This is a genomic window from Micrococcus porci (assembly GCF_020097155.1).
GTDB classification, from domain to species: domain Bacteria; phylum Actinomycetota; class Actinomycetes; order Actinomycetales; family Micrococcaceae; genus Micrococcus; species Micrococcus porci.
The window spans coordinates 1,072,646-1,085,301 of the sequence record NZ_CP083691.1 but is presented as its reverse complement, the minus strand read 5'-3'; the positions used below and the strand labels follow the sequence as shown (position 1 = coordinate 1,085,301).

Here is a 12,656-nt window from a genome sequence, read left to right as displayed (position 1 = left end):
GCGGACTGTCCGGTCAGCGCGGACGGGGCATCCAGACCTCGGCCTCTGCATCGGCGGGATAGGTGTGCCCGCCGGGGATGGTCTGCAGTTCGATGAGCATCCCCCACGGTGCCCGCACGTAGACGCTCCCGTTCCCGGGGGTGTCCTCGTGCCGGCTGTTCCCGTGCACCTCGGAGAGCGCCTCGCCGCCCGCGGCCACGAGTCGCGCGAGGCTGCCGTCGATGTCGTCGCAGTAGAGGCTGATGTGATTCAGCCCCAGGTCGGACAGCCCGCTCGCGGGACGCTGCTCGCCGGAGACCTCGAACATCTCGAGACCGGGCCCCTCGCCGATGACGAGCATCCGCTGCCGGCGGATCTCCGCACCGGCAGGGAGGCCGAGCTGGCGCTCCACCTCCGGCCCGCTGCGGGGCTCGTCCTCGGGTCTCAGCCCGTCGTAGGCCACCTTCGCGCCGAGGCCGTCGGCGAGGAAGCGGGTGGCGGCGTCGAGGTCGGGCACGGTCACCCCGATGTGCTGGATGCCGCGGGGCAGCGGGCCGCCGGAAGGGGCGGAGGATCGCTCGATGGTCATGGGCCCACCCTAGGACCCGCCCCTAGACTGGGCCCATGCCCGCCAAGCCCCCCGCCCCCGTGTACCTGCCCGGCTTCCAGCGCCTCGTCCCGGACCTTCTCGGGGACACCTGGGCGAAGGACGACGGGCTGGCCCCCGCCGACGTCGAGGCTCGCCTGGCGGAGTCCCCCGCCGCGGAGCAGCTGGGCACGGGCTTCATGGTCCCCGCCGCGCTGCGCGAGTTCTACCTGGCGCTGGGCAACTGCGGCGACCTCATGGAGACGGACCACTACGTGTGGGACCCGGAGGACCTCGAGGTCCGTGACGGCTTCCTGATGTTCCTCGAGGACGAGGGCGAGACCGTGGTGTGGGGCCTGCCGGTGGACAACCTGGCCCTGCCGGACCCGCTCGTGTGGCGCCGCGACACCGGCGCGGACGCCGAGGAGGGAGACTGGCAGGACGAGGGCGGCACGTTCAGCGAGTTCATCACAGACCTGCTGGTGTGGACGTTCGAGGACCCGGAGGACGACGCCGCGGAGGACGCCCGATGAGCGCGCAGCCGCTCTCCCACGCCCCCGAGGGGTATGTCTGCCCGTTCTGCGGCCTGGTGGCCGGGGACGTCTCCGACCCCGGCAACCGGTGCGAGCTCGAGGACACCGTCTACCAGGACGAGGACGTGCTCGTCCTCATCGCGGTGGACGGCTTCGGCGAGCACGACGGGCACGCCATGGTCTGTCCCTCCGGGCACTACGAGAACCTCTACGACCTGCCCCCGCGCGTGCTGCAGCGGATCGCGCTCATGGCGCAGCAGGTGGCCCTGGCCATGAAGCGGGCGTGGGGACCGGACGGCGTCTCCACGCGCCAGCACAACGAGCCGGCCGGCAACCAGCACGTGTGGCACTACCACCTGCACGTGTTCCCCCGCTACGAGGACGACCTGCTCTACCGGCAGCTGCGCCACCCTGTGGCGCCCGAGGTCCGCGCGGCACGGGCCCGCGAGCTCGCCGCGGCCCTCGACCCGGCGCCGACGCTGCTGGACTGACCGCCGGGCGGGAGCGGGCCCGGCGGCGTCGTGCTCAGCGCAGGCGCGCGACGCCGGCCGCCTCCAGGGGGGCTTGCATCACGTCGGCGAGGACGTAGCGGTGGGCCACCTGCGCCAGCTCCGTGTATGCGGTGTTCACGAAGCCCTGCGCTGCGAAGTACGCCTGGCCGCCGCGCGCGGAGTCGAGCGCGGACCAGGTGGCGGGCACGGTGGCGCCGGCCACGTCGAGCGAGCCCACCACCCACGTGGCGCTCATCTGCTTGTACGTGGAGCCCATGCCGACCTCGTCGTAGGTCCAGGGCCGGCCGCCGCCGCCCACGATGATGGCCCCGCCGCCCGAGAAGCCCCACGTGGACTGCTGCTGCGCCATGATGCTGCCCGTGATCATCTGGGCGCCCCCCGAGTAGCCCATGAGCCACTGGCGGCCCGCGTCCATGCCGTAGGTGCGGTTGAACCAGTCGGCGAAGGCGCGGAAGTACGGTGCGGTGCTCGGGCGGTCGTACCACCACGAGTAGCCCACGTCGGCGCGGTAGACGTCCGGGGTGTTCACGGCCACGCACACCAGGTTGCGGCGATTGGCCTCGGCCGCGATCGACGTCATCTCGGCGCCGGTCAGGTTCATCACGCGGGACCAGGCCGGGTTCGTGTAGTCGCCGTCGAGGTACCACAGCACACCGGTGGGGCGGCTCCAGTCGATGCCCTCCGCCCACACGTGGTAGGCCGAGGACTGGGCCCCGTACGCGAACGTGCTGTTGAGGCGCGTCACGGGACGGGCGACGACGGCGACGGTGCGCTCCACCACGGGCGTGAGGCACCCCGTGTGCAGCCAGCCGGTGCGGCCGCCCGTGGTCACCTGGGCCCAGGAACCGCTCGTGGCTCCCGTGCGGGCGACGCCCGTGCCCGCCGCGAGGTAGGCGAGCTGCCCGCCGGACCACGAGGGGGTGGAGCGCAGGCAGGTCGCCACGGAGGTGAGGTCGGTGACCGCCACGGCGGCCACGGGCGTCAGGTAGTCCGGGACGATCCAGCCGGTCTGCCCGGCGTAGCCGACCTGCTGCCAGCCGGAGCTCACGACCCCGGTGACGGAGACGGCGGCGCCCCGGGGGACGACGAGCAGGCGCCCGGCTGTCCAGGACGGGGTGGCCCGCAGGTAGACGTCCATGGTGGCGGTGGCGGTGGCGGTGCCCGCGGCCAGGGCGGGGGCGGCGGACGCGCCGGTGAGGGCGAGGGCGGCGGTGGCGCCGAGACCGGCGATCAGGGTGCGGCGGGAGGCGGAGCGCATGGGGGATCTGCGCCTTTCGGGCGAGAGGAGACGGAGGCGCACGCGGGGAGGGCGGCACCTCAGCGTAGGGTCGATCCGCCGACCACAGCGTTACCGGATCGTGACATTGCGGCGAACGTGCCCGCGCCGGTCGGCCGCGGGGCGGGCGGAGCGCGTCAGCTGGCGCGGGAGACCACGTAGTCGGCGAACGCCGCGAGCGCCTCCGTGACCACGGACTCCGGCAGGGGCGCGAGCGCGGCCTTGGCCTCCTCCGCCCAGCGGCGGGTCAGGGCGCCGGCCTCGGCGAATGCCGGGTGCGCCGTCAGGGCGGCGACGGCGGCGGCGAGCTGCTCGTCGGTGTCCAGCGGGCCGTCCACGAGGGCGAGCACGCGGCGGGCGTCGTCGGCCTCCGGCCCCTCCCCCGCGGCGGCGCGCGCCACGAGGATGGTGGACAGGGTGGGGACGTGCTCGCGCAGGTCGGTGCCCGGGGTCTTGCCGAGCTCCTCGGCGGAGCTGGTGAGGTCGATCAGGTCGTCGGCGAGCTGGAAGGCCAGCCCGACCTTCTCCCCGTAGTCGGCCATCACCTGCACGGCGGTCTCGTCCGCCCCGCCCAGGTAGGCGCCCAGCACGCCCGCCGCGGCGATCAGCGATCCGGTCTTCCCGCGGAGCACCCGGTAGTAGTGCTCCAGGAGGTCCTGGCCCTCGTCGGGGCCGCGGGTCTCCCACAGCTGGCCCTGCACGAGGCGCTCGAACGTCTCCGCCTGGATGCGCACCGGCCGCGGGCCGAGCTCGGCCATCAGCTGCGAGGCGCGGGCGAAGATCAGGTCGCCGGCCAGGATGGCCTGCGAGTTGCCCCACAGCCGGTGTGCGGCGGGGGCGCCGCGGCGGACGGGGGCCTCGTCCATGACGTCGTCGTGGTACAGCGTGGCCAGGTGCGTCAGCTCCATGACGACGGCGGCCTGCCGCGTCTCGGGGCCGACCTCGCCCACCTGTCCCTCGGCCAGGCCTGCGTCGCCGAGCAGGGAGGCCAGCACGGTGAGCACCGGGCGCACGCGCTTGCCGCCGGCCGAGGCCAGGTGGCGGGTGGCGGTCTGGGAGAAGACGTCGTCGAACTCCAGGGACGCGGTCAGCTGCTCCTCGACCCGCTCCAGGGCGGTGAGGACGGCCTCGAGCACCCGGCCGTGCTCGGCCAGGGGGTCGAATCCGGAGGGCAGGGCGAAGCCGGCGGCAGACGTGGTCACCGGGCAAGCCTACCCACACCGGGGGCGTCCGCCGTCGTCAGGGACGGCGTGACGGACTCCAGGATCCGCACCGCGCGGTCCACCGCGTCCCCGCCGGACGGATCCACGACGTTGCCCATCACCCGGGCCACGGTGCGCAGCAGCGGGGGCACCGCCATGCCGGTGGCCAGCGCGGCGCGCATCACCCGCGGCTCGCCGATGAGCCGGGCGAACACCGTGCCCAGGCGGAAGTGGCGGCCCCACAGGTGCTGGGTGATCACCGGGTAGCGGGCGAGCACGGCGTCCGCGGCGGGGGTGTTCGGCGCGGCATGGGCCTGGACGGCCAGGTCCGCGGCGATGCGGGCGGCCTCCATCGCGAAGCCGATGCCCTCGCCGTTGAACGGGGAGACCATGCCGGCGGCGTCGCCCACCAGCAGCATCCCCGGCACGTGCTGGGGCGTGCGGTTGAACGCCATGGGCAGGGCCGCGCCGAGGATCTTGGACGTGCGGGTCTCCTCGGAGATCCCCCAGTCCTCGCTCAGCGCGCCGGACCACTGCTTCAGGAGCGCCCGGTAGTCCAGCTTCCCGAACAGGGGGGAGGTGTCCAGGATGCCCAGGCCCACGTTCACGGTGCCGTCCGCCAGGGGGAACAGCCACCCGTATCCGGGCAGCGGGTTCCCGTGCTCGTCGGGGAGGCGCAGCCAGGACTCCATCCAGTCCACGCGGTCCCCCGGCGGGCGGGGCACGGCGCCGTCGGCCCCCACGGGCCCGGCCGTGTAGTACGCGCGCACGGCCACGCCCATCGGGCGGTCGGTGCGGCGGTGGACGTCCATGGAGACGGCGGCGCGCGCGGAGACGCCGTCGCAGGCCAGCACGAGGGGCGCCGCGAACCGGACCCGCTCCCCCGTCTTGCGGCCGTTCTCCGCGATCAGCTCGGCCTCGAGGCCGTCGACGCGACCGGCGTCGTCCCGGGTGACGCCCGTGACGGCGTGGCGCTCGCGGACCTCGGCGCCGCGCGCGCGCGCCGTGTCCGCCAGGAGCGCGTCCAGGTCCTTGCGGGTGCGCGTCAGGGCGTAGTCGGGCCAGCTCTGCGTGGCGGGCCAGGGCACGTCCACGGACCGTTCCCCCGCGCGCAGGCGCAGGCCGCGCACGGCGTGCCAGCCGCCGTCGTCGCCGGGGCCGCCCTGATGCTCGATGCCCAGGTTGCGGATCTCCTGGACGGCCTGCGGGGTGAGGCCGTCGCCGCAGACCTTCTCCCGCGGGAACGCGGACTTCTCCAGGACGACGACGTCCAGACCGGCCGCGGCCAGGTGCGCGGCGGCGGTGGCCCCGGCGGGGCCCGCCCCGGAGATCAGCACGTCGGCCCTGCGGACGACGGGCGCTGCGGCGGGGGTGGGGTGCTCGGTCATGACTCCTCCTCGGGGGCCGCGGCCCCGGTGCAGGCGGGGACGGGGTCGGCGGCGACGGCCTCGGCCACCGCCCGGGCGATCGCCGCGGCGACGGCGGGGCGGTCGGCGCGGTGGACGCGCACCTCGACGAGCCGGCGCCCGCGCTCGGGGGCGCCGAGCACGTGGACGAGCTCGACGCGGTCCTCGACCAGCACATGCGGCACGCCGTAGGCGGCGGCGAGCGCGGCGAGGTCCACGCGGTGCGGCGTGCCGAAGAACCGCTCGACCACGTCCGCCATGCCCGCGTGGCCGGCCACCTGGCCGTGCTCCAGGCCGGCGAAGATCGCACCGCCGGCGTCGTTGACGACCACCACGTCCAGGTCCGGCTCCGGCTCCCCGTCCCCGACGAGCAGCCCACCGGCGTCGTGCAGGGCCGTGAGGTCCCCGATCAGGGCGACGGTGCGCCGCCCCGTGCCCAGGGCGACGCCGGCGGCCGTGGCGATCGTGCCGTCGATGCCCGCGAGCCCGCGGTTGGCGAACACGCCCGCGTCCGGGGCGGTCGGCGGGCGCCAGGTCAGGTCGACGTCCCGGATCAGGGAGGAGGAGCCCAGCACCAGCGGGCCCCGCGTGACCGCCGGGACGACGTGGGCGACGCTCTGCGGGGACAGGCCGTGCCGGCGGTCCGCCCGCACCAGCGCGTCCTCCACCGCGTTCTGGGCCCGGTGGGAGGCGCGCTGCCAGGCGGGCACCCAGCCGGCGGCGCCCTGGCCCGCGAAGTCCGCGAGCTCTCCGAGGTCCGTGACCACGCGCTCCGGGCGCCGACCGGGCTCGAACCACGGGGCGGGCTCCGGGGAGTAGAGCACCGCCTCGACGTCCGGGCGGTCCAGCAGGGCGGTGACGGTGCGGGTCAACGTGGGGCGGCCGAAGAGCACGACGCGCTCGATGCACTCCGCGAGCGGGTGCCCCTGGTCGGAGCCCGGCGCGCCGCCGGCGGGGCCGAGCAGCAGCGGGTAGGCGGCCACGGCGTTGACGGTGAAGCGGGCGTTCGAGCTGGGCTCGGCCAGCAGCGGCAGCCCCAGGGCCATCGCGAACGCGGCCGCCACCGGGCCGGCGCCGTGGCAGGCCAGCACGACGGTGCGCCGCTCCGGGCGCCGGGACACGTCCAGGTCCACGCGGGCGGTGAGGTCGCTGCCCGGCGCCCGCCAGGGGGCGGGCTCGGCGGGGCGGTCGGCGTCGTCGCCCGGGGCCGCGGGGGCGGCCATGGCCGCGAGCTGCCCGGCGTCCGGGACGAGCGGGGCGCGGAAGGGCAGGTTGAGGTGCACGGGCCCGGCGGGGGCCTCGGCGAGGTCCGGGCGGGCCGCGGCCGGGTCGACCACGAGCCCCTCGGCGCGCACGAGCAGGCGGCGGACCGTGGCGGCGACCCGCCCCAGGTGCTCCTCGGCGCCCTCGCCGGGGGCGAGGTCCGCGCTGATGGACGCCGCCCCCCGCGTGTGGAGGGCGAACAGCCCGTCCTGGCGGGTGGTCTGGTTGGCACCGGTGCCGTGCATCTCCGCGGGCCGGTCCGCGGTCAGCGCGACGAGGCGCGTGCCCGCGTGGAACGCCTCCATCAGGGCGGGCAGCAGGTTGCCGACGGCGGTGCCGGACGTGGTCAGCACGCCCACGGGACGGCCGGTGGCCAGGGAGATCCCGTGCGCCAGGAAGGCGGCCGAGCGCTCGTCCACGCGCACGTGCAGGCGGATCCGGCCGCGCCGCTCCGCCTCGGCGAGGGCGTAGACCAGGGGTGCTGAGCGGGAGCCGGGGCACACCACGGCCTCGCGCATGCCGCCCTCGAGCAGGGCGGCGGCCACGGTGCGGGCCAGGGTGGTCGAGTCGACGGAAGACATGGTGGCCTCCAGTCTAGGCGGGCGCACCGGCAGACACGGGTCCGCCCCCGCCGCACGGGGCGACGGGGGCGGACCACGGGGGCTGCGACCGGCTCAGGCGCCGGCGCGGATCACTTCTTCGGGCCGTGGCCCTGGGCGTGGCCGAAGGCGGAGTTGCCCCTGCCCTTGCCGTGGTTGCCCTTCTTGTTGCCGGAGCCCTTGCCGATGCCGTTGTTGCCGGTCGCGTTGAAGACCTGCACGACGGACGGACGCGGCGCCGCGACCTTGTCGCCGACCTGGACCGGGCCGTTCGGGGACAGGAAGTCCGGGAAGTAGGACGTGTGGGCGCCCCAGTTGCCGTCCTCGCCCGGGTGCTGCACGTTCACGAACACGGAGTTGTCGCGGTCGTGGATGACCGGGCCGCAGGTCTCGGCGTCGCGGGGGACGGCGAGGAACTGCTGCACGCGGCCGCGCTCCGGGCCGTCCAGGGTGACCTTGTGCAGGGCGTCGGCATAGCCGATGGTGCCGGGCTGGCCATCGGTGGAGATCCAGAGGTTGCCCTCGGAGTCGAACGCCACGTTGTCCGGGCAGGAGATCGGGGAGACGAGTTCCTTCGGATAGCCGGCGAAGTAGGCCGAGGAGGAGACCTTGGGGTCGCCGGCGAGCAGCAGGATGACCCAGTTGAAGGAGGTCGACGTGTGGTCGCCGCACTTCTCGGTGATCTCCAGGACGTGGCCGTCGCGGTTGCCGATGACCGGGTTGGTCTCGTCGACGGCGGTGCGCTTGGTGTTGTTGGTGAGGGCGGCGTAGACCTTGCCGTTGACCGGGTTGGTCTCGACGTCCTCCGGGCGGTCCATCTTGGTGGCGCCCATCTTGTCCGCGGCGATGCGGGTGAAGACGAGGACCTCGGCCAGGGACATGCCGGGCACGTAGGACTTCTTGTGGGAGGCCAGGGCGATCCACTCGCCGGAGCCGTCGAAGGCGCCGTCGGAGGGCAGGGTGCCCTTGCCGTCGATCTCGGAGGCCGGGGAGTCGCCCGTGAACTTGGCCACGTAGAGCGTGCCCTCGTCCATCAGGGTCATGTTGTGCTTCTTGTTCCCCTCGATGACCTTCTTCGAGGACACGAACTTGTACAGGTAGTCGTGGCGCTCGTCGTCTCCGGAGTAGACCACGGCGTGGCCGGACTCGGAGATGATCGCGGTGCCGGCCTCGTGCTTGAAGCGGCCCAGGAGGGTGTGCTTCACCGGGGTGGAGGTCGGGTCCTCGGGGTCGATCTCGACGACCCAGCCGAAGCGGTGGGCCTCGTTCTCGTAGCCGGCCTTGGTGAGGTCGAAGCGATCGTGGAAGCGCTCCCAGCCGCGCTGCGTGGCGGAGGTGGAGATGCCGTAGCGCTTCTCCTCCGCGGTGCCGCGGCCCTTGAAGTACTGGTTGAAGTTCTCCTCGCCGGAGAGCACGGTGCCCCACGGGGTGGTGCCGCCGGAGCAGTTGTTGAGGGTGCCGAGCACGCGGGTGCCGGTCGGGTCCTCGACGGTCTTCAGCAGGTCGTGGCCGGCGGCGGGGCCCGTCACCCGGAAGGGGGTGGTGCCGGTGATGCGGCGGTTGCGGCGGCCGCCGCGGACGTACTCCCACTTGGCGCCGGCCTTGCGGCGCTCCAGCTCCACCACGGACAGGCCGTGGGACTCGATGCCGGCGTTCACCACGTCCTCGGGGTTCGAGGCGATGTACTCCGGGGAGAACATGATGTTCTCGTTGGTGTACTCGTGGTTGGACACCAGGTAGCCGCGGCGGTGGTTGCCGCCGTCGGAGATGATGTTCAGGTAGTCGTTGTTGTAGCCGAACTGGCCGGCGGCGGAGGCGCCGGTCTGGTGCTCGATGTCGAACTCCTCGGAGTCCGCGAACAGCGGGTCGCCCCAGCGGATGATGGTGCCCCAGTCGTAGCCCTCGGGGACGGTCATGGTGTCCACGGTGCGCTGCACGGGCTGGATGGCGGTGAAGTCCAGCTTGCCGCCGCCGGCGGGGCGCAGGCCGTTGTCCGCGAGGGCCTCGGGGGCGTGGGCCACGTTGGCGCCGATCACGACGGCCGCGGCCAGGCCGCCGCCCACGCCGAGCGCGGCACGACGGGAGATGGCGCGCTCGGCCACGGAGTGGAAGGTCTCGTTGGCCGAGGTGTTCGGGATCGGGTGGGAGCAGGCGTTGCCGCACTTGAGCTCGCAGGTGACGGCGGAGCGGTTGCCGCGGGTGTGGCCGGCCATGGGCAGGAGTCGCTTGAGCATGGGGGTTCCTTCACATCCGGATGAGACGGGGCCCGGCCGGTGACGGGTGCCGCGGCCGGAGGCGGGCCCACGGCCCGCTCGCACCGCCCAGCGTGGCCCACACGGACGAGCCGTCGACTACACCCAGGTGAACCGGAGGGGAACTCGCCGCCACCGTGGGATTTCGTCCCGAGGCCGTGCGTTAATCCGTCCCCGTCACCGCCCCCGGGCCGCCAGCACCGCGTGGGCGGCGCGCAGCCGCTCGGCCCACCACGCGTGCTCGGCCGCGTCCGCCCGCGCCGCCGCGAGCAGGGCCGGGTCCGGCTCCGGGGCCCGCTCCCCCGGCGCCGGCAGGGAGCCGTCGGCGGGCCGCCAGGCCGGGGACACGACGTCGTGCGCGAAGAGGGAGGCGGTGCCGAGCCCGCACGCGAACGGCAGGGAGGGCAGGTGCGCCGCGAGCGCCGCGCCTCCCGCGATGCCCACCGAGGTGTCCAGGGCGGAGGAGACGACGGCGTCCAGTCCGGCCGCGGCGACGATCGCCGCGGCCCGGCGCACCCCGCCGAGGGGCTGGACCTTCACCACGATCAGGTCGGCCGCGCCGGCCTGGGCGACGGCGAGCGGGTCGGTCTCCTTGCGCACGGCCTCGTCCGCGGCGATCGGGGTGGCGATCCCGGCCGCGCGGAGGCGGGAGCGCAGCGCGGCCAGGCCGGCGATGCCCGGCACGGGCTGCTCGGCGTACTCGAGCCCCACGTCCTGGAGCGCACCCAGCACCGCGAAGGCCCGGTCCTCGTCCCAGCCGGCGTTCGCGTCGATGCGCACGGCGGCCTCCGGCAGGAGCTCCCGGACCCGGCGGACGCGGGCGACGTCGGCCGCGTGGGTCGGGTCGACGAGGCCGCCGCCGGGACGGTGCTCGGCCACCTTGACCTTCACGGCGGTGATGCCGTCCCCGTAGCGGGCGAGGACGGACTCGACGTCGGCGGCGTCCACCGCCGGCACGGTCGCGTTCACGGGGACCTCGGAGCGGACGGGGGCGGGCCAGCCCTGCCAGCCGGCCTCGACCGCGGCCGCCAGCCAGCGGGAGGCCTCGGCGGGGCCGTACTCCGGGAACGGGGAGAACTCGGCCCACCCGGCCGGGCCGCGCAGCAGCAGGGCCCGGCGCTCCGTGGTGCCGCGGAACCGGACGGTCATCGGCAGGGTGACGGCCACCGCGTGCTCCAGGAGCTCGTCCACGTCCGGCAGCGCGGGTCCGCCGGGGGCGCCCGGCAGGGGCGGGAGCGCCGATCCGGGGCGGGGGTCGGCGTCGTCGTGTGCGGCGGGGACGGTCATGCCGGCCAGTCTAGGGAGGCCGGCGACGGCTCAGGCCGCGCGGAGGTGGCCCAGGCGGCGGGCGACGTCCACGGCGCGGGCGCGGTCGCCCAGCACCTGCTCCAGCCCGTCCACGACGGCGGAGGTCACCTCGGGGCGCACGTGCCAGTCCGCGGTGAAGGGGTCGTCCGAGCCGGCCCACGCGGCCCCGGCCGCACACAGCGCCAGGGTCATCTCAGCGACGTCCCGGAACACGGGCACCGGCTCCCCGAGGCGGTCCTCCCAGCCCTCCTCGCCGTGGGCCATGAGCACGTGGCCGGTGGCGGCCTCGTGGATGAACGGCTCGGCGCCCTGCTTGGCGACCACCGTCCAGTCCTCGTTCCAGTCGGCGAGCATGGCCCCGGTGCGGTGGTTCCACCGGTACCCGGCCTGCTCGTCCCAGAGCCGCTCCAGCGGGAACATCAGCAGGGGCAGGCCCAGGGTGTCGATCTCCACCCAGTCCGGGCCCACCTCGCGGTAGAACTCGGCCAGGTCCGGGGCCAGCGGCTCCTCCGCCGCCCACTCGATGGGCTCCTGGCGGTGCACCGGCCCGAACACGGACAGGGCCGCGCGGGCGGCGTGCAGGCGGGCGGGGTCGAGGGCGATCCGGGGACGGGGGGTGACCTCGCCGGGGCCGGCGGGGAGCAGGTGGCGGTCCATGCGGCCAGGCTAGGAGCCGCCGGCCACGGACGGCAGGACCGGCCGCTGACGGGCCGGTGACGGGCCGGTGAAGCCTGCATGACCGGGTCGTCTGGGCCTCCTTCAGGGGGCTGTCCCACAATGGTGGGCATGACCGTCACGCCCCCGCCCGGCTCCCCCGCCGACGCCGCCGCGCGCCCCGTGGCGTCCTCGCGCCGCCCCCGCGGGTCGCGCTGGGCGTGGCTGCTCGGGCTCGCGGCGGCGGCCGGCGTCGTGGCGCTGGTCCACGCCGTGTTCGTGGGGACCTCCGGCGGGCAGCTGCTGGAGTACCAGGTGTTCCACGCCGTGGAGGACCGCTGGGGCACCCGTTCCACGGGCCCGGCCCAGCGGATCCTCACGGTGCTGCCGGTGGTCCTGGCGGGCGCCGCCACGCTCGCGGCGCTGGCCTGCCTGATCCCGCGGCGGACGCGGCGGCGGGGTGTCGTCGCGCTGGTGGCGCTGGCCGGGGCCAATGTGGGCACGCAGGCCCTCAAGGAGTCCCTGGGGCGGCCGTCGTTCGCCAACCACGTGCCCTGGGCGGGCGGGAACTCGCTGCCCTCCGGCCACACGACGCTCGCGGCCTCGGCCGCCGTGGCCGCGCTCCTGCTGGTGCCCGCGCGCTGGCGCCCGGCGGTGGCCGTCGTGGGCGCCGGGGCCACCGCGCTCACCGGCTCGGCCGCCTACCTGGAGGCCTGGCACCGTCCCTCGGACATGGCCGCGGCGTTCGGGGTCGCGGCCTTCTGGGCCGTCCTCGTGGCCCCCTGGCGACGCGCGGCGGACCACCGTCCGCGCCACGCCTCCCGGGCCGCTCTCGCCGTGGAGCGGATGCTCTGGACGCTCGGCGTCGCCGGTGTGCTCGTGGGCCTGGGACTCGCCGTCGCAACCCTGGGCTCCCCGGCCGTGAGCGCGGACCCGCACCCGCTGGCGGCCCCCGCCGGGGCGCTGCTCAGCGGCACGCCCGCCCTCGTGCTCTGCGCCGCCCTGCTGACCGGCCTGCGCCGCGCCGAACAGCACTGAGGACCCGGAGAGCAGTGGGGACCGGCGCCGCCCCACGGGGGCGACGCC

The 12,656-nt window shown here is 75.3% G+C and carries 11 protein-coding genes; 3 read left to right on the top strand and 8 right to left on the bottom strand.

All coding sequences use genetic code 11. The features are described from left to right. Positions 1–13: 13 nt before the first annotated feature. On the bottom strand, positions 14–568 hold the full coding sequence (locus KW076_RS05175) for a VOC family protein (protein WP_224356531.1): 555 nt from the start codon (positions 566–568) through the stop codon (positions 14–16). Between the two features lie 35 nt (positions 569–603). On the opposite strand from KW076_RS05175, the gene KW076_RS05170 reads away from it, so the two are divergent. Both KW076_RS05170 and KW076_RS05165 read left to right on the top strand, forming a co-directional pair. Beyond that, entirely contained in the window at positions 604–1,098 is a 495-nt protein-coding gene (locus KW076_RS05170; protein ID WP_224356530.1) for a hypothetical protein, read from the top strand. After that, a complete protein-coding gene (locus KW076_RS05165; protein WP_224356529.1) occupies positions 1,095–1,589 on the top strand; it encodes an HIT family protein in 495 nt (164 codons plus the stop codon). The genes KW076_RS05170 and KW076_RS05165 overlap by 4 nt, the downstream gene beginning before the upstream one ends. Before the next feature lie 34 nt (positions 1,590–1,623). Here the strand turns inward: KW076_RS05165 and KW076_RS05160 are convergent, their stop codons facing one another. The 7 genes from KW076_RS05160 to KW076_RS05130 all read right to left on the bottom strand — a co-directional run bounded on the left by KW076_RS05160 (position 1,624) and on the right by KW076_RS05130 (position 11,573). Further along, positions 1,624–2,868: an SH3 domain-containing protein gene (locus tag KW076_RS05160; protein WP_224356528.1), complete on the bottom strand. Its 1,245-nt coding sequence runs from the start codon at positions 2,866–2,868 to the stop codon at positions 1,624–1,626. Positions 2,869–3,023: 155 nt separating this feature from the next. Next, on the bottom strand, positions 3,024–4,088 hold the full coding sequence (locus tag KW076_RS05155) for a polyprenyl synthetase family protein (RefSeq protein WP_224356527.1): 1,065 nt from the start codon (positions 4,086–4,088) through the stop codon (positions 3,024–3,026). Further along, positions 4,085–5,476, bottom strand: a complete 1,392-nt coding sequence (locus KW076_RS05150) for an NAD(P)/FAD-dependent oxidoreductase (protein ID WP_224356526.1) — start codon at positions 5,474–5,476, stop codon at positions 4,085–4,087. Before KW076_RS05150 ends, KW076_RS05155 begins: the two co-directional genes overlap by 4 nt. Continuing rightward, complete coding sequence (gene menD, locus KW076_RS05145) at positions 5,473–7,338, bottom strand: 2-succinyl-5-enolpyruvyl-6-hydroxy-3-cyclohexene-1-carboxylic-acid synthase (protein WP_224356525.1); 1,866 nt, start codon at positions 7,336–7,338, stop codon at positions 5,473–5,475. Before menD ends, KW076_RS05150 begins: the two co-directional genes overlap by 4 nt. A gap of 110 nt (positions 7,339–7,448) precedes the next feature. Continuing rightward, positions 7,449–9,590 carry a PhoX family protein gene (locus tag KW076_RS05140; RefSeq protein ID WP_224356524.1) on the bottom strand — a complete coding sequence of 714 codons (2,142 nt, stop codon included), beginning with the start codon at positions 9,588–9,590 and terminating at the stop codon, positions 7,449–7,451. Between the two features lie 195 nt (positions 9,591–9,785). Beyond that, the gene (locus KW076_RS05135; protein WP_224356523.1) at positions 9,786–10,895 is read right to left on the bottom strand and encodes an o-succinylbenzoate synthase; all 1,110 of its coding nucleotides are present in this window, start codon (positions 10,893–10,895) and stop codon (positions 9,786–9,788) included. Between the two features lie 30 nt (positions 10,896–10,925). Beyond that, positions 10,926–11,573 carry a hypothetical protein gene (locus tag KW076_RS05130; RefSeq protein ID WP_224356522.1) on the bottom strand — a complete coding sequence of 216 codons (648 nt, stop codon included), beginning with the start codon at positions 11,571–11,573 and terminating at the stop codon, positions 10,926–10,928. A 129-nt stretch (positions 11,574–11,702) separates the two neighbouring features. On the opposite strand from KW076_RS05130, the gene KW076_RS05125 reads away from it, so the two are divergent. Then, positions 11,703–12,608, top strand: coding sequence for a phosphatase PAP2 family protein (locus tag KW076_RS05125; protein WP_224356521.1), 906 nt, complete (start codon positions 11,703–11,705; stop codon positions 12,606–12,608). The last annotated feature ends 48 nt before the right edge of the window (positions 12,609–12,656 follow it).